Annotated in this window: 11 protein-coding genes and 1 pseudogene; 6 read left to right on the forward strand and 6 right to left on the reverse strand. The window is 65.9% G+C overall.

Annotation, left to right across the window (positions count from 1 at the left end; translation table 11 throughout):
- Positions 1-44 precede the first annotated feature (44 nt).
- From GobsT_RS11900 to GobsT_RS11910, 3 genes are all read left to right on the forward strand, one after another.
- Positions 45-851 carry an ABC transporter permease gene (locus GobsT_RS11900; protein ID WP_010046336.1) on the forward strand — a complete coding sequence of 269 codons (807 nt, stop codon included), beginning with the start codon at positions 45-47 and terminating at the stop codon, positions 849-851.
- A 95-nt stretch (positions 852-946) separates the two neighbouring features.
- Entirely contained in the window at positions 947-1723 is a 777-nt protein-coding gene (locus GobsT_RS11905; protein ID WP_010046338.1) for an ABC transporter ATP-binding protein, read from the forward strand.
- 15 nt (positions 1724-1738) lie between these two features.
- The gene (locus GobsT_RS11910; protein ID WP_010046340.1) at positions 1739-2929 is read left to right on the forward strand and encodes a glycosyltransferase family 4 protein; all 1191 of its coding nucleotides are present in this window, start codon (positions 1739-1741) and stop codon (positions 2927-2929) included.
- A 121-nt stretch (positions 2930-3050) separates the two neighbouring features.
- Here the strand turns inward: GobsT_RS11910 and GobsT_RS11915 are convergent, their stop codons facing one another.
- Positions 3051-4112, reverse strand: a complete 1062-nt coding sequence (locus tag GobsT_RS11915; RefSeq protein ID WP_148087705.1) for a CPBP family intramembrane glutamic endopeptidase — start codon at positions 4110-4112, stop codon at positions 3051-3053.
- Positions 4113-4290: 178 nt separating this feature from the next.
- Here GobsT_RS11915 and GobsT_RS11920 point away from each other — a divergent pair, with 178 nt between their 5' ends.
- Positions 4291-6612: a hypothetical protein gene (locus tag GobsT_RS11920; protein ID WP_109571134.1), complete on the forward strand. Its 2322-nt coding sequence runs from the start codon at positions 4291-4293 to the stop codon at positions 6610-6612.
- A 405-nt stretch (positions 6613-7017) separates the two neighbouring features.
- Here the strand turns inward: GobsT_RS11920 and GobsT_RS11925 are convergent, their stop codons facing one another.
- Entirely contained in the window at positions 7018-9231 is a 2214-nt protein-coding gene (locus GobsT_RS11925) for a DUF4139 domain-containing protein (protein ID WP_010050895.1), read from the reverse strand.
- Positions 9232-9395: 164 nt separating this feature from the next.
- Positions 9396-10652: a glycosyltransferase family 4 protein gene (locus tag GobsT_RS11930; protein ID WP_010050892.1), complete on the reverse strand. Its 1257-nt coding sequence runs from the start codon at positions 10650-10652 to the stop codon at positions 9396-9398.
- A 141-nt stretch (positions 10653-10793) separates the two neighbouring features.
- On the opposite strand from GobsT_RS11930, the gene GobsT_RS11935 reads away from it, so the two are divergent.
- Positions 10794-11210, forward strand: coding sequence for a putative quinol monooxygenase (locus GobsT_RS11935; protein ID WP_010050889.1), 417 nt, complete (start codon positions 10794-10796; stop codon positions 11208-11210).
- A 207-nt stretch (positions 11211-11417) separates the two neighbouring features.
- Here GobsT_RS11935 and recN read toward each other — a convergent pair whose 3' ends face one another.
- The 3 genes and pseudogenes from recN to GobsT_RS11950 form a co-directional block, all read right to left on the reverse strand.
- Positions 11418-13127 (reverse strand): DNA repair protein RecN, encoded by a 1710-nt coding sequence (recN, locus tag GobsT_RS11940; RefSeq protein ID WP_010043115.1) that lies wholly within the window; start codon positions 13125-13127, stop codon positions 11418-11420.
- A 307-nt stretch (positions 13128-13434) separates the two neighbouring features.
- Positions 13435-13656 (reverse strand): annotated as a pseudogene (locus GobsT_RS41010) (DUF1156 domain-containing protein); the annotation flags it as partial.
- Positions 13657-13744: 88 nt separating this feature from the next.
- Positions 13745-14890, reverse strand: coding sequence for an ISAs1-like element ISGob5 family transposase (locus GobsT_RS11950; RefSeq protein ID WP_010033957.1), 1146 nt, complete (start codon positions 14888-14890; stop codon positions 13745-13747).
- Between the two features lie 578 nt (positions 14891-15468).
- Here GobsT_RS11950 and GobsT_RS11955 point away from each other — a divergent pair.
- Positions 15469-16902, forward strand: a complete 1434-nt coding sequence (locus GobsT_RS11955; RefSeq protein WP_162097345.1) for a transposase — start codon at positions 15469-15471, stop codon at positions 16900-16902.
- Positions 16903-16955 lie beyond the last annotated feature (53 nt).

Here is a 16955-nt window from a genome sequence, read left to right on the forward strand (position 1 = left end):
CAATACGCCTCGCCCGCCGCGACCGGTTGCCTGTGGGAGCACGGATGTTCCGCCACCTGTCCGCCATCTGGACCGCACGTCATTTCCTGCTCGCGCTGGTGAAGCTGGACCTGCGCCTCCGCTACCGCCGGTCGGTGCTCGGCATCGGCTGGTCGCTGCTGCACCCGCTGGCCATGACGGCGGTGTTCACGGTGGTGTTCAGCCAACTGTTCGGGGGCGGGGACCCGGTGGGCTACGCCGCGTACGCGCTGGCGGGGCTGGCCGTGTGGGCGTTCCTGCGGGAGGCCGCGACGCTCGGCAGCAAGGCGTTCCTGCTGAACGAGTCGTACATCCGGCAGAGCCCCATGCCGTACACGATTTACACGCTCCGCACCGTCCTGGGGCAGGTCACGCACGCGTGCCTGGCGCTCACGGTGGTGGTGGCGCTGGTGGCCGTCTGGAAGCAGGACGCGGGCGTGCTGGTGGGGGTGCTGCTGGCGGTCCCCGGGCTGCTCCTGGCGGTCGTCGCCGCGTGGGCGGTCGCCACCATCGGCGCGTTCCTCACCGCGTTCTTCCACGACGTGGCGCACCTGCTCGAGGTGGGCGCGCAGATCGGGTTCTACCTCACGCCGATCATGTACCGGCGCAGCGTACTGGACGACCGCGGGCTGGGCTGGCTCGCGGACATCAACCCGGTGAACATGTTTCTGACGCTGATCCGCGATCCGCTGCTGATCGGCGTGCCGACCGGGGCGCAACTGGCCCAGTGGGGCGGCGCGTACCTGGCGGCGCTGGCGTTCACCACGGTGCTGGTGGCGCTGGCCGTCGGCATCGTGAGCTGGCTCCAGAAGAAGGTGATTTTCCACCTGTAAGTCGGGGCCGGGGACCGGGACGCCGGGGCCGCCCCGCTGCGGCTCTGTTCTCTTACCTCTGTGGCTCTGCCCTCTGACTCCTGAGACCTGCCGCCATGGCGAAGATCGAACTCGAGAACGTGTCGGTCACGTTCACCGCGCACCAGCAGAAGCGGGTCAGCTTCAAGGAATACCTCGTCCGCGGACTGTTCTTCGGCTCCCGGAACCCGGCCCTGCGGGTGCGGGCGCTGGAAGGCATCAACCTGTCGGCCCGCGACGGCGACCGGATCGGCGTGATCGGGCACAACGGGGCCGGCAAGTCCACGCTGCTCAAGACGCTCGCCGGGGTGTACCCCCCCACGGGCGGCACCCGCGAGGTCGAGGGGAAGATCTGCTCGTTGTTCGACATCACCCTCGGGTTCGAGTTCGAGGCCAGCGGGTGGGACAACATCCTCTACCGCGCGTACCTCCAGGGCGAGACCCCGACCAGCGTCCGCGACAAGGTGGACCAGATCGCCGAGTTCTCGGAACTCGGGGACTTCCTCAACATCGCGGTGCGGAACTACTCGGCCGGGATGCAGATGCGGCTGGCGTTCTCCATCGCCACGGCCATCGAGCCCGAGGTGCTGCTGATCGACGAGGTGCTCGCGGTCGGCGACCTGGCGTTCCAGAACAAGGCCAAGGCGCGGATGAAGGAGCTGATGAAGTCCTCGCGCCTGATGGTGATCGTGGCGCACGACCTCAACGCGATTCTGGACATGTGTACTCGGGTGATCTGGATGGAGCACGGGCAGATCCGGGCCGAAGGGGCGCCGGGGGTGGTTGTGGAGCAGTACATTGCGGCGTCGGCGGCCAATGCCGGCGTGCTGCAAGAAGAACTCCAGGCCGCGTAACTCAGAGGGTTTTGTGTGCGCGTCCTCTTTAACGGGGTAACGACTCTCAAGCCGAAGACCGGCATCGCGCACGCGGCGGCGAACCTGCACGCCGCACTGGTCGCGACGTTCCCCGCGGACAACTTCTGGCTGTACCCCGGGGCCGGCGTCTCGCGCGCCGCGGGGCGCTTCTTCCGCACCGACGGGGGCGCCCCGGGGGGCGCGGCCCGCGAACCCAGCGCGCTCAAGCAGTTCGCCAAGCGGACCGCCGGCGCGGCGGCGAAATTGGGCTACGCGACCCACTTTCAGTGGGCCGCCCGAACCGGCCGGTTCGACCTGTACCACGAGCCCAACTTCGTCCCCTTCCAGACCGGCCTGCCGCTGGTCGTTACGGTCTTCGACCTCTCGGTGCTGTTGCACCCGGAGTGGCACCCCGCGGAGCGGGTGAAGGCGCACGAGAAGGCGTTCGCCCGCGGGCTCGAACTCGCCAACCACGTCCTGGTCGGGACCGAGGCGGTTCGCGCGGAGGCGCAGCGCTACCTGGGGCTGTCGCCGGACCGGGTGACGGCGATGCTGTGCGGGGTCGGGCCGCAGTTCCGGCCGCAGACGCCGGAAGCGGTTGCCGCGCTCCGGGCGAAGTACGGGTTGCCGCCGCGGTACACTCTATACGTCGGCACGATCGAGCCGCGGAAGAACATCGCGACTCTGTTGCGGGCGTTCAGCGATCTGCCCGCGCCGGTTCGGGCCGCGTGCCCTTTAGTGCTGGCCGGCGGGTGGGGGTGGAAGGCGGAGGCCGAGCGCGAACTGTTCCACTCGGAGGCGAAGCCGCGCGGGGCGATTCACCTGGGCTACGTCCCGGATTCCGACCTCCCGGCGCTGTACGCCGGGGCCGAGGCGCTGCTGTACCCGACCTTTTACGAGGGGTTCGGGATGCCGCCGGTGGAGGCGATGGCGTGCGGGACGGCCGCCGTCACCTCGACGGCCGACGCGGTGCGCGAGGTGGTCGGCTCGAACGCCCTCACGCTCGACCCCTGCAATCTGGACGGGTGGCGGGACGCGCTGTTGCGGATCGCGGACGACCGCGAGTTCCTGAGCTACTACCGGCGCCGCGGTCTCGCGCACGCGGCCACGTTCACCTGGGAAAAGTGCGCGCGGGTAACGTATGGCGTGTACCGAAAGGTGCTCGGGCTCCCGCAACCGACGGTTGAGACGCGCCGGGCCGCCTGATTCACGATCCGCTGATTGGTTGCATCTGTCTCTTGTTGCACAGAGTGGAATGTCTGTGCAACAAAGACAGGAATCAAAACGGACACCGTCGGCCGGATCGGTTTCCCGGCTACTCGTGGGCTTACCCGCGGAGTACGTACACCACGGACACCGCGTTAAACAGCGAGTGGACGAGTACCGGCACGAGCAGCCCGTTGGTGCGGGCGGCGAGGTAGCCGAGCGCCAGCCCGAGCGCGAACAGCGCGATCGGGTTGGGCCATGTCGGGTGGACCAGTGCGAAAAACGCGGCCGTTGCGTACACCGCGCCCGCCCGCCGTATCCCGGTCCGTTTGACCCGGTACAGCACGGCCAACCCCACCACCAGCACCGCCGCGAACGTCACCGCCTGCCACTTCCCGCCAAGCGATTCCCCGCCCGGTCCGGCCGCGGTGACCAGCCCGGCCACGAGGATCACGAGCCAGGGGCGGATTCCCGTCACCGGCTTCACGCCCAGCCCCGGGAAGCGGATTCGGCCCATGCCCCACCACAGTATGATCCCGCGGAACAGCACCTCCTCGCTCAGCGGCGCGACCACACACGCCCCCAGCGCGAGCAGAATCTGATCGAGCGGCGGACGCTCTCCCAGTTTGGTCAGCGAGTGCGTTTCGGGGGGCACGCCGATGGAAACCGCGACCGCGTTCACGACCGCGTTCAACAACAGCACGGCGGGGGTGACCAGGAGCCACGCGGCGACCGCCAGCGTGATTTTGCTCGGTACGCTTCCGTTGGCAGCGGGGCGCCAGCGCGCGTGGAGCGAGTAACGCACGAGTGCAAGGAGCCCGAGAACGATTGGGAGGGCGAACAGGCCTGCCCACAACCCGCGCAGCGTCCACGCTTCGGCCTTCTGTTCGGCCGGCAGATCCTTCGCCCTGAGTGGCGGGAACCCGTCTCCGTACACGAACTGGAAGAACCCGCCGCTGTCGAGCAACTGAAGAGCTGTGGGCGGTATTACGAAGACGATCGCCAGGAATATGACGGTCACCTCGAACCCGCTCCACGGGACCGGAAAGGGTTTCCAGCGCGGGAGGAGCGCTTCGCTTCGGGGGCGGAACGCGTATGCCACCAAACCGACCGGCACCGCGCCGGCCGCGACCAGTGCGCCGGCCGTTACCATACGCACCACTTCCGACAGATCGATCTGCACGTCAAACCCTTGTGAAGCGCCTCACCGGCCGGGCCGCTTCGGTTAAAATACCTCTTCGCACGAGATCCGCACAGAGAACGATCGTCTCCGTCGCGAGCGGACCCGCGTTGCGGTCGTGCCGACGTGTCGGTTACGATTGAACGGCCCGGCGCCCGTTCCCGCTCCGAGAGCCGATCCCATGTCTCTCCGCGCCTGTCTGCTCGCTCTTGTCGTGACCGCCTTCGGTTACGCGTCCATCTGCGCCGACGAAAAAAAGCCTTACACCGGCGCCGCGTGCGCGGCAGAACCCGATTCGTACTTCCGGGACGAGGTGTGGGCCAAGGTCGGGGCGGGCAAGTGCCTCACGTGTCACAAACCTGGCGGTGATGCGGCGGACAGCAAGTTCGTACTCAAAGACCCTCGGAAAGCCGAAGGCGCCGCACAAGATGAGGCGCTGCGGCACAACCGTGACGCCTTCGCCAGGTTCGCGGCCACGACCGAGAAGGACGCCAAGGGCCAGTCGCGGCTACTGCTGAAACCGCTCGGGAAGCTCGACCACGGCGGCGGCGAAATCGTTACCGCCGACTCGGCCGAGTACCGCGTGCTGAGCGCCTTCGTGCGCCGGGTGAACAACCCGAAGGGCGCGGAACTCGCCCTCGATCCCAAGGCGCCGCCGTTCTTCGAGGGGGTCGTGATGTTGGACGACGCCCGGTTGCTCCGGCGCGTCACGTTGCAACTGGCGGGCCGCCTCCCGACCGATGCGGAACTCGCCGCGGTCGCAAAAGACGGCCGCAAAGCGCTGCCTGCGGTTCTGGACGCGCTGATGAAGGAAGAGGCGTTCTATCTGCGGCTTCGCGAAGGTTTCAACGACGTATTCCTGACGGCCGGTGTTGACGGAAATCCGGACCAGTCGGTCCTCTCTTACGAGCACTTCGAGAAGACGCGACTGTGGTATCAGAAGTTCGATCTCGGCCACATCAAGGACGAGGCCGAGCGCCGCAAGGCGGGCTACAAACTGGCCGCCGACTACCGCAAGTCGCTGCTCGAAGAGCCGATGCGACTGGTCGAGTACATCGTCCGTAACAACCGACCGTTTACGGAAGTTGTGACGGCCGATTACATCATTGTGTCGCCGTACTCGGCGCGCGGCTACGGGGTCTTCGAGCAACTCAAGGGGCAGTTCAAGAACCCCAACGACCCGTTCGAGTTCGTGCCGGTGAAGTTGAACGCGCTTGTGGGGCGCAGCAAGGCCGAGAACCAGGACTCCGCGACGGGCTATTACCCGCACGCCGGGCTGCTCAGTACCTTCCAGTACCTCGCCCGGTACCCCACGACTGAAACCAACCGCAACCGCCTCCGGGCCAGGATGTACTACCAGCACTTCCTCGGGGTGGATGTGCTGGAACTGGCGGCGCGCGTCTCGGACGCCGCGACCGCGCAAACGAAGTTCGCGGTGCCGACGATGCAGGCGCCCGAGTGCGCGGTGTGCCACAAGACGTTGGACCCGGTCGCGGGGCTGTTTCAGGACTACTGGCGGTTCGCCGAACGGGGCGTGTACGGGAAGCGCAAGGGCGGCTGGTTCACGGACATGTTCGGCGCCGGGTTCGAGGGCGAAGACCTCCCCGCGCCCGAGCGCTGGCGGGCGCTTCAGTGGCTCGGCGAGCGGACCGCGAAGGACCCGCGGTTCGCGGTCACGATGACGGAACACGTGTACTACGTCCTGACGGGGCGCCGGGCGCTTCTGGCACCGAAGGACATCGAAGACCCGCTGTACCCGGCCCGCGTGCGGGCGTACCTCACGCAGCGCAAGGAGGTGGAGCGGATCGCGGCGCAGCTCGCGAAGAGCGGCTTTAACCTCAAAGTGGCGTTCAAGGAGTGGATCGCATCGGACTTCTACCGGGCCGACGGGCTCGCGACTGTTGCCAAGGACCCGACTCGCCGGACCGAACTGGACGATGTGGGTGTGGTGCGAATGCTAACGCCTGAGCAACTCGAACGAAAAATCGCCGCCGTGTTCGGCACGCGCTGGAGCCGGCTCGAAGGTGAAATCGCGTCACTATACGGTGCGATCGACTCCAAGGAAACGACGGACCGTCCGGCGGACCCGAGCGGGGCGATGGGCGCGATCCAGCGCATCATGTCGAACGACGTGGCGTGCAAGAACGTGGCCCGCGACTTCGCCCGCCCCGCGAAAGAGCGGGTGCTGTTCCCCGGGATCGAGCCCGGGGTGGTTCCGGGCGCGTCGGCCGAAGGCGATCAGCAGATCCGTCACGCGATCGCGTACCTGCACCGGCGCGTCCTGGGCCGAGACGACGCCGTCGATTCGAGTGAAGTGAGCCGCACGTTCAAGCTGTTCGCGGCGGTCGTTTCCGACGCAAAGGCCGCGAAGGGTGTCGAGAAGCGCGAGGCTTACGGGTGCCGACAGGGCGGGGCGCTGGCCGACGACCCGCAGTACACGGTGCGGGCGTGGCGCGCGGTGGTCACGTACCTGTTGCGACGGTTCGAGTTTTTGTACGAGTAGTTTTTGGGGCGCGTGGCTGGGACTTTTAAAACGCGCGGCGGAACAGCCCGGCTCGGGGCGCGGTCTGACCGAGGCGGGGCAATGTGGCATAGAGTTTCGATGGAGGGAGTAAGGCGAGTTTTGACGGGATCGACAGGATAAACAGGATTTCAAGATAATCTGTTTTTATCCTGTCGATCCCGTCAAGACTCGCCTTCATAAAACGAGGTCCGCATCGGCCGAAAGGAAGTCACTACCAGTCACCCACTTTACCACTGGTTCTTGGTACGGTCCGCTCGTCCACCGGCACTTGAATCGGGCTCGGCTGAGGACGGGCATCGGTAACCAAGCCAGGAGCACCGCTCGCGGAGCGAGCGGGCCACATTGAAAACCACAACTCGAACGACACAAATTCGCGCATCTCGGTCAGTCGGAGATGTTGGCGAGGTAGTCCTCGTACTTCTTGCGGGCGGCGAACTCGGCGGCGGTGTGCTGCTTCTCCTTGGCGGTCAGCGCGTCGATCTCCTTCTCCTGGTCGGACAGCTTCTTCAGGTACGTGGCGTACACCTCGGCCTCCCGCGGGGTCTCGCGCAGGTTCTTGCGAATCCGGTCCTGGTCCGCGGTGAGCCGCCGCAACTCCTCCTGCACCTGCCGCAGCTCCCGCGCCGCCCCGTCCCACCCGTCCTTGATCTGCAGCGCCTCGGCCAGCTTCTTCTTGAGCGCCGGGGTGGCCTCGTTGAGGCTCAAGAAGTACCGGATCTGGTCCTCGGCCCCGTTGCTCAGCGCGATGGTGGTGGCAACGTCGCGCTGCTCCTTGACGGTGAACGTGGTCGTCCGCCCGGCGGCCACGGGGGCCTGGAACCGGAGCACCTCGGGGGTGTCGTCGACCGGCTTGGGGGTGTCCACCAGCTTCACCTGCTGGGCCGTGCGGTTCGGGTGCTCGATCAGCACGGTGCGGTCGGTGGCGCTGCGGTTGGCGATCCGGTACGTCTTCTCCTCGGTCACCTGGGTGACCGTGTGGACGATCCCCTTGACCGCCTTGACGCGGGTGATCTGCTGCTTGCCGGCCCCGGCCGTGGGGTCCACCTCGGTGCCCAGGTCGATGGCGTAGGACACCAGCCGCTCCTCGTTCGGCTGCACGTCCAGCACCCGGGTGTCGCCCGCGTACACGCTCCCCTCGAACACCGTCACCGGCCCCTGGTTCAGGTGCGCCCCCGACGTGTTCTTGAACCGCAGCCCCAGGAGCGGGTGCTTGGCCTGCACCGCCGGGTTGTAGATGCTCACCCGCGCGCCCTCCACCTCCTTGCCCACGATCGGCAGCAGCGCGCTCTTCTGCCGCGGCAGCGTCACCGGGTGGTCGATCGTGTACTGGAAGAAGTCCCCCAGCGCGCCCGACGTGGCCGCGTTGCCCACCACTCCCTGGTTCATTTTGCTCGCGAGTTCGCGGCCGAAGTCGTTGGCGTATCGCTTGCGGTCGGCGGCATCTCGTTTTTCGTCGGTGTCGGCCAGTCGCATTCGGCTTTCAGGTCCACCGCCCGGACCACCGAACCCACCGCCACCGAACCCGCCGGAACCGGGCGGGGCCGCCGGAGCGGCTGCGATCATCGGCTTGGCAGCCTTGGCATCCGCGGGGCCGTTGTACGCGAGGCCGTTGCTATCCTTGAACCCGCCGGAGTACGTAACGGGCCGGAGCGAGGCGAACAGCTCGGGCTCGACGGTGGGGCGGTTGACGTACAGCGGGTTGTACAGGTCCATCTTGAAGCTGATGGGGCGCCCCGACACGAGCGCCATCTTGACCCCGGCCCAGTCCTCGTCGGTCGGGTTCTCCACCATGGCCCAGCCCTGCAGGTACGGCTTCTCCTTGTTGCCCGCGTCCAGCAAGAGCCGGTAGCTGGTCTTCCAGATCGGGGCCTCGGTCACGTACCCCACCTGCACCCGCCGCCGCCCGTCCCCCGCGAAGTGCAGGCTCACCGCCTTCTTCTGGCTGTCGTGCGACAGCGCCAGCACGTCCAGCGCCCGGCGGAACTCGGACTCGATCACCGGGTTGCTGAACCGCAGCGTCTGCACGTCCCCCAGCTTCACCGCCCGCAGCCCCTCCGCGCACCACAGGTTCAGCACCTCGGCGTCGAGCACCTGGGTGCCCGCCGGCACCCGCTGCTTCTCGATCCCCACGATGGTGCCGGACAGCTTGCCCGGCTGGTTCGCCGCGGTGGCGCTCACCGCCACCTCCACCCGCTCACCGCGCAACTGCCCCAGGATCCCCGCCAGCGTCGGGCTCCCGGTCAGGTTGATGGCGAAGCTGGACAGGGTGCGGGCGATCGGCTCCCGGCTGTCGTAGCTCACCGCGCTCACCCGCCCGGTGGTGCTGAAGTCCTCCAGCACCATGCTCTTGAGCAGGTCGTTCACGTCCCCTTCCGGGAACGTCAGGTCCACCCGCGCGTCACCCTCCACCTCGCCGGATCGCGAGAAGTACCCGACCCCGCTGTTGAACAGCACCACCCGGCTGATCGGCAGCGTCACCGCCGGCTTCAAGTCCTGCTTCGCCTCGCCGGCGGCGCTGAGCCACTGGTCCACGCACACGCCCAGCCCCACCGCGCCCGCCACCGGCGCCGCCCACAGCAGCCATTTCGCCTTAGACATGGGAGCTTCCTTTGAGAACGGAGATTAACGCGACGCGCCCCGAAGTCCGGGGCGGGTTGAATGTCACCATTTAGACGAGTGAGGCCGTATGGGCGTTGTGCGGAATCGAAATGTTACAATCGCGGGCGTTCGGATCGGCAGGCAGATTCTTATGAAATCGCGGCTTATGACCCAACGTAGGCGGGCTGGCGGACGGCCGAAGTCCAGACATCGTCCAGCCGCTCGGCGAGCAAATCCCACGAGTAACGCGCCAGCACCCGCTGCCGACCGCTCTCGGCGGTGTCCTGGAGTTGGTCACCGGCGCGGATCGCGGCAAGCGTCGCGTTCACCATTCCTTCTGGCGTTTCCGCGACGAGCAGGTCGCGATTCGGTTCGAGTTCCAACCCCTCCGCTCCGACGCGGGTGCTGACGACGGGCGTGCCCGCGGCCAGCGCCTCGAGGATTTTGAGCCGCGACCCCCCGCCGATCCGCAGCGGGACGGTGAGGAACTCGCACCGGGCGAGGAAGGGCCGCACGTCGGGAACGTCCGCGTGCAGTTCCGCCCCGGGCGTGTCGGCCGCCAGCGCCCGGAGCCATTCGGGCGGGCGCCGGCCCACGAGAACGGCCGTCGCGTGCGGCACTTCCGCCCGGACCGCCGGCAGGATGTGTGTGAGCAACTGGGCCGCGGCGTCCTGGTTGGGGCGCCAGTCGAGGCTCCCCATGAAGAGCATCTGTGCCGGGGTGCGCTCGACGTCGCGCTGCGGTCGGAAGTACGCGACATCGACGCCGTTCTCCACCACCCGCACCCGCCTACCGCCGAACTCCGCGCGCATGAGTGCGGCGTCCTCGCGGCTGACCGCGACGGCGGTCGTGGCGGCGGCGTAGGCCCACCGCTCGAACCGCTCGAACTTCCGCAACTGCTGGCGGATGTACCACCGCTTCATCGGGTTCTCGGCGGTTTCGGCGTACCGCCGCCAGATGAGCGATTCGACGTTGTGGGCCATCACGGTCCACCGGGCCGATTCCATCTTCGGGCCGAGGGCGGCGCGCAGCACCTGGGCGTACGGGGTCCACTCGCAGTGCCACACGTCAACGTCTCGCTCCGCGTCGAACGCGCGGGCCGCTTCCGCGAGCGCGGGCGAGGTGTGCGTGCTGACGGAGTAGGGCAGGGGGGAGAGCAAGTTGCCCGCGAGCCGCGCGTAGAACCCCGGGCCGGACTTCGACGGGACCGCGCGGTCCACGACGACGGTTTCGATGCCCGCGTCGCGGAACGCTTCTTCCGCGGCCAGCGCCTCGTCGCGGTCGGGGTTGCGGTGGCACAGCACCGTCACGTTGTGGCGTGGGGCGAGCCGTGCGAGCAGGTTGAAGGTTCGGATCCGTTTCCCGGACGTGAGCGGGAACGGTAGTTCTTCGTCGAGAACGGCGATGTTCAGTCGGCGCATCCGGAAATCCCTTCCCAGCTTGTGGGGAGGAATTGTCTCCGAACCGCCGGCCCCTCGCAACCGCAGTTTTTCGGCGTGCAATGCGAGCCGCGGTGTGGTTCGATAGCGGCGCCCGGTTCTCTGACACGGAGGATTTTACCCATGCTGCGCGCCTTGATGTTTGCGGCCCCCTTTACGCTTCTTCTCGCTGCCGGCACCCGCACGAACGCGGCCGACGAAGAGCTTCCCATCGTGAAGATGCTCAAGTCGAAGCTGAAGGACGAGAAGAAGACGTTTGCGATCCTGGTGACCTTCAAGGTCAAGGCCGGGAACGAGAAGAAGTTCGAAGAGGCGTTCGTTCCGTGCCTGGCCGCCACGCGCAAAGAGGCGGGGTGCGTGGCTTATGTTCTGAACCGCGATACGGAAGACCCGACCACGTACATCATGTACGAGAGCTTCAAGGGCATTCCCGGGATCGAAGCGCACATGAAGGAGAAGCACACGCAAACGCTTCTCGCGACGGTCGTGCCGATGTGCGACGGCGAACCGAAGATCAAAGTGCTGACCGTGCCGGAGTAAGGCCGAGAAGCTGAAGAGCATCAGCAACAGAGGCAGAAGAGGTTTGGCCACAAAAAAGCACAAAGGGCACAAAAGAAAACCGAAGACAAAGAGAAGTGCTTTTAAACTCCCTCTTCTGTATTGGTTTTCTTTTGTGCCCTTTGTGCTTTTTTGTGGCCAAACCTCTTCTGCTTCCTGTCGTCTTTGCGGCCAATCTCTTCCCGCCTCTCACCCTGCCCGCAAGAGCTTGGCCGCGTTGAGCATCTCCGCCGCCTCCTTGCGGGTCGTTTCGCTGCGCGACTCGCCCCGCAGCATGATCGCCAGCTCTTCCACCCGGGATTCATCGGTCAGCAACGGGGTGATCGTGGTGGCGGTGCGCTTCGTGGTGGACTCCTTACGGATGGTCCACTGGTACCCGGCGTAGCTCGCCACTTGCGGCAAGTGTGTCACGCACAGCACCTGGTGCGACTGGCCCAGCGTCGAGAGCTTCTGGCCGAGCATGTCCCCGAGCCGGCCGCCGACGTTCGAGTCGATCTCGTCGAACACCACCAGCGTGCGCACCGGGTCGTGCGCCGCCAGCACCGTTTTGAGCGCCAGCATGGTGCGCGACAGCTCACCGCCGCTGGCCACCTTCCGGAGCGGCCGGGCCGGTTCGCCCGGGTTCGCCATCAGGATCAGTTCCAGTTGATCGATGCCGAACGCCGGGATGTCGCCCGCCATCGGGTCGTCCGGCAGGTTGATGAGTTCAATGACGGCGTCGAGCTTGGCCTTGGGCATGCCGAGGTCGGCGAGGTGCTTTTGTGCGTCCCCCGCGAGCTTCTTCGCCACCTTGGCCCGTCCCTTACTCAGGACGTTGGCGGCGTCGCGCATTTCGGCGTAGGCGGCGCGGAGGTGGCCGTCAATTCCGCTCAGGTTGTCTTCCTGCTCCTGAAGTTCCGCTTCCTTTTCGTCGAGGGTGTCGCGGTACGCGAGGAGCTCGTCGGGCGTCTTGCCGTAGCGGGTTTGGAGCTTCTTCAGCAGTCCGATGCGTTTTTCGACCTCGCCCAGCCGCTCGGGGTCGGCCTCGAAACGCTCGGCGAGGTCGCGGCACGTGTCGGCGAGGTCGTCGATCTCCGGGCGCAGGGCGTTGAGCCGCTCGCTCACCTCCGCGAGCTTCGGGTCGAACGACGCCCATTTGTGCGCCTCTTTAATCAGGCGGCTCACCACTTCCGAAACGGCCCCGTCGTTGTCCACGAGGCGGGCCGCGACCCCGCTCGTGAACTGGGCGAGGCTCTGCGCGTGAACGAGCCGCTCGCGCTCTTTCACGAGGGCCGGCAGCTCGCCCGGCGTGAGCTTTGCGGCGTTGAGGTCTTCGCGCTCGAACCGGACCAGCGCCAGCTCGCGCTGGCGCGCCGCCCGCGCGTCGGCCAGGTTCTTGAACTGCGACCGCAGCTCGCGCACCTTCTCCGCTTTCTCGAGGTACTTCTTGCGCAGGTCGGTGAGGCGGCCGAACGCGTCAAGCAGTTCGAGCTGGTACGCGGGCTGGAGGAGCGAGTAGCTCTCGCGCTGGCCGTGAACGTCCACCAGCATTTCGCCGATCCGCCGCAGGGTCGAAACGGCGACGGGCACGTCGTTCACGAGGGCCGAACTGCGGCCCGATCGTGAGAGCCGGCGGGTGAGGATGAGGTCGTCCTCTTCGACGGCCGTTTGGAGGGCCTGGGACGCGGCCTCGCGCTGCTCGGGGCGGGTCAGCTCGAACCGCCCAGTTACGCGCAACTCGTCCGCCCCGGTGCGGATCAGGTCGGCGCTGCCGCGCTCGCCGAGGAGCAACCCAAGGGCGCCGAGCAGCAGCGACTTGCCGGCCCCGGTCTCGCCGGTCCACGCGCAGAACCCTGCGTGCAGTTCGACCCGCACGTCTTCGATCAGGGCCAGATTTTGGACGGATACTTCGCGGAGCATACCGGCATGGTACCCGACCGGCCAAATTTGCCTACCAAAGCCGGGTTTACCCGGTCTTTTTGGCAGTATACGCCGGTACACAAATCCTTGCAAGCGGTATTAATCGACCTGCAGTGTGGCGAGAAGATGCCGCCATCACTGGTGCCGAACGGCGGGCGCACTGCCTGACCGAGTGCGACATCCAATTCCAGGGACGACTGCCGAGATCCGAGCGTTGTTGACGCGCATGCAGGCCGACGAGCACCATTCCGGTGGTCCGGAAGATGTTACCCGCGGGTCTGCGTGACCCTACCATTTTGCTGCGACTGGGCTCCGTGCGAGGGTTCTTGGCACGCCACAGGTCTTTGGGGCCGTTGACCGGTTGTGCGAAGATGACCGCACGCGCTGGGGCGAGCGGCCGCAGTGCACATAGGAGGTGTAGTGCAGGTGGCGGACCGACTTCTCCCGTGGAGGCAGCATTAATGGCGTCCAGCGGGAGGGCAACTTCGATCAACTTCTTCGGGGCGACAACGGACACGTCAGACACGATACATCGCTCAGGCGATTCGCAGTGCGCGGCACGTTTCTTCGTAAGTGGCTTCGAGATCTAACGGGCCGTGCACGCAGGGCAAACGCACTCAATCCTCGGGATTTTTCAGTAGTACCTGTTCGAGGTAGGTATTATCCCATCCGGCCTTGAGTCGCCGGTTCTTGATCCCACATTTGGCGTTTGCCTTCTTCAACATCGCCAAGGCGATCTTGCGCACGAGGGCCATATTCTGCGGGCCGTGCCCTTCACGGAGTCGGTGGTCGTCTTCTCGGAACGCGACATCCAGCACCCAATGGCATGAATTCTCGATGCACCAATGAGCCCGGATCCACGTTTGGAACCGCTTGGCCGATGCCTTCCGCGAGCTGATGTAATACCGCACCTCGTCGCTCGTCCTACCGGCGACCGTGCGGCTGCTGACGAGCACCACGACGGACCGCAACCGGGGCCACACATTCCGGTCCCGGATCGACTCCAGGTCGTCGATCACGAAGCAGAACCGCATCTCCTCGCGCCCGTGGCCCGTTCCTTCGTTGAGGTCGGTCGAGCGGCCCGCGTAGCTCGCCTCTAGGGCCCCCTCGGCCAACCGCTGGATGTCCTCGAGCAGCCGCGGCTGGTTGTCCTTGACCGCCAGCAGGTAGTCCCCCTTGGCGGCCACGATCTGCTGGGCGATGTCCTTCTGGGTGCCCATCGCGTCGATGCTCACCAGGGCCCCCGCGAGGTCCAGCCGCTCCAGCAGTTCCGGGATCGCGGTGATCTCGTTGGACTTCTCGTCGGTCTTCACCTGGGCCAACGTGAGGCCCAACTGCTGAGCCCATGCGCTGACGATGTGTGTGGCCTTGCGAGCCCCCGTGCCGGTGACCCGCTTGGACCCCCGCATGGTCTTCCCGTCGATCGGGATGTGGGGCACCCGGAGGCCCTCGGCGGCGTCCGCGACCCACGCCCGGAAGCACCGCCCGAACGCCTCCGGGCGGACCAGCGCGAACACCCGGTTGAGGGTGTCGTGGGACGGAATCCCGTTGCGCAGCGTCAGCCCCAGCCGGTCCCGGAACCAGGACTCCTTGGCCCGCGCGAACTCGGCGATCGACACGAAGTCATCGGCCCCGACGATCGTCCCACAGGTCACGATCATGAGTACATCAATCAAGTCGTGGAAGCACTTCAACTCGACCCGCGGATCCGGGATCTGGGACAGGTACTCGATTAACGGGCGTGGGCCGGGGGCGGCACTCATCGGCAGACTCCGAGGCGGTGAGGGCGCGCCAGAATCATATGGAGGCGGGGCCGCACATGCGCAGGAGGCGAGCGATGGCCGCTCGATCACACGCCTCAAAATTAGCTAGAATCCAGCGATTCCTAGGGGATTGAGTGCGTTTGCCCTGGCCGTGCACGTCCTCAGCGATCCAGATCGGGAGTGTAGACAATAGACCCTGTTCACGATAAGGAACGAATAGACATAAACTCTTTCAGATAAGAGTCTTGAATATAAATTAGCGCATTTGAATCAAACCAATTGCTGACAAGTAATTCTGCTTATCTTGAACAGGATTTAATGGCTGTCAACGAAAAACCCTCGCTGACAATTACTGTCAGCGAGGGTCTCGCGTATCAACAAGTCGGGCTGATAGGATTTGAACCTACGACCTCTTGGTCCCGAAGCACCCCGATCCCAGTGCTATGCACATCTTGGATTTGTATAACTGATTGCGGATTGCTGATTTAGGGTTTTCACTGCGACGAAATTGGGGTTAACCGAGTGGTCGTGGGACGCGGGGTGGTGCGGGGTCCGCGACCCGGGACATGGAGGTCACCGTGATTCTGCCACCTCATCAGCGCGTCCCACGCTCCCAACCGCACGCGCCCACGGACTTCGCGCGCCAGGTCCTGGAGGGCCTGCCACTGGCCCACGCGTCGCTCGCACTCTTCGCCTATGGCGTTCCCGACCCGGTCCTCGCGGACCTCTACGAGCGACATCGGGGACGCGGCTATGAGGACGTCGTGACCTTCGCCCAACTGGTCACCTGGATCTTCGATGCGCTCATCGAACACCAGGGCTCGGGGCGGCAGGCCCACCTGCGACGCCACCGGCAACCCGACGACGGGTGCCACGAAGCGTTCTACGGCAAGCTCCGGCGCATCCCCCGGGGCCTGAGCGAAGCGTTCCTGCGGGACGTCACCGACCGGTTCACCGCCCTGTTCCCCGAGGTCGTCGCGCACCGCCTTCCGACCTCCTTCGACCGCCTGGAGGTTCTGATCCTCGACGGCAAGAGTCTCAAGAAGGTGGCCAAGCGACTCGTCGACACGCGGGGCACACCGGGCAAGCTCTTGGGCGGAAAACTGCTCGTGGCGTACCGGCCCCGTGACGGGTTGGTGCTCGACATGGCGGCCGATCTCGATGGCGAAACCAACGAGGCCAAACTGATCCCCGATTTGATGCCCCGAGTGCACGCCCGAGGCGGTCCGGCGAAACTGGTGGTCGGGGATCGGTTGTTCTGTGCGTCGAAGCACTTCGCCGAGTTCACCAAGGACAATGGTCATTTCGTGGTGCGGTACGCGCGGACCCTGTCGTTCGAACCCGACCCGAAGCGCCCCGCGGTCACGACCGCGGACCCATCCCAACGAGCCGTGGTCGAAGAATGGGGGTGGGCCGGGAAGCCCAAGGACAAGCTCCGCCGGTACGTCCGGCGGATCACCGTCGCGCGCCCGGTGGGCGAAGCGATTACAATCCTCACGGACCTGCTCGATTCGGCCCCATACCCGGCGACCGATCTGTTGGACCTGTACCGCATCCGGTGGACCATCGAAGGCACGTTCCAAAAGGTGACGGCGATCTTCGCCCTGGGTCGGTTCATCGGTTCGACACCGGAGGCGACCGTGTTTCAGGCGTCGATGTGTTTCGTCCTCGCGAACGTGGTGCAGGTCCTCCAGGGCTATGTGGTTGCGAAGCGGAAGGTGACCATCGACGACCTCTCGACGGCGCAGTTCTGCACGGACTGGCATCGTCAGTTGGCCGCGCTCAAGGAGTTGGTCGAGGTGTCGATGATCGTGTCCCTGATCCCGACGGATCAGACGGCAGAGAGTGTGGGAACGTTGTTGGATCAGTTATTGGGCACGATGTGGAAGCCGGGCTGGGACAAGACACGCAACAAGGCGCCCCGTGCCCACCCGCACGCCGCGAAACAGAAGGGGGCACACACCTCCGTCCAACGGCGTCGACAAGCCCACAAGCCCAACGAGGATCCCTGAACTCAGTTGTGCACAGCACTGCCCCGATCCGTCGTGCCGATCTACCTGAAACG

The sequence above is a fragment of the Gemmata obscuriglobus genome, assembly GCF_008065095.1.
GTDB classification, from domain to species: Bacteria; Planctomycetota; Planctomycetia; order Gemmatales; family Gemmataceae; genus Gemmata; species Gemmata obscuriglobus.

Excerpts from the sequence above, each read along its gene's own strand:
- GobsT_RS11950 (WP_010033957.1), bottom strand. The coding sequence starts at position 14,890 with ATGAGTGCCGCCCCCGGCCCACGCCCGTTAATCGAGTACCTGTCCCAG.
- GobsT_RS11925 (WP_010050895.1), bottom strand. The coding sequence starts at position 9,231 with ATGTCTAAGGCGAAATGGCTGCTGTGGGCGGCGCCGGTGGCGGGCGCG.
- GobsT_RS11930 (WP_010050892.1), bottom strand. The coding sequence starts at position 10,652 with ATGCGCCGACTGAACATCGCCGTTCTCGACGAAGAACTACCGTTCCCG.
- GobsT_RS11920 (WP_109571134.1), top strand. The coding sequence starts at position 4,291 with ATGTCTCTCCGCGCCTGTCTGCTCGCTCTTGTCGTGACCGCCTTCGGT.
- GobsT_RS11900 (WP_010046336.1), top strand. The coding sequence starts at position 45 with ATGTTCCGCCACCTGTCCGCCATCTGGACCGCACGTCATTTCCTGCTC.
- GobsT_RS11905 (WP_010046338.1), top strand. The coding sequence starts at position 947 with ATGGCGAAGATCGAACTCGAGAACGTGTCGGTCACGTTCACCGCGCAC.
- GobsT_RS11935 (WP_010050889.1), top strand. The coding sequence starts at position 10,794 with ATGCTGCGCGCCTTGATGTTTGCGGCCCCCTTTACGCTTCTTCTCGCT.
- recN (WP_010043115.1), bottom strand. The coding sequence starts at position 13,127 with ATGCTCCGCGAAGTATCCGTCCAAAATCTGGCCCTGATCGAAGACGTG.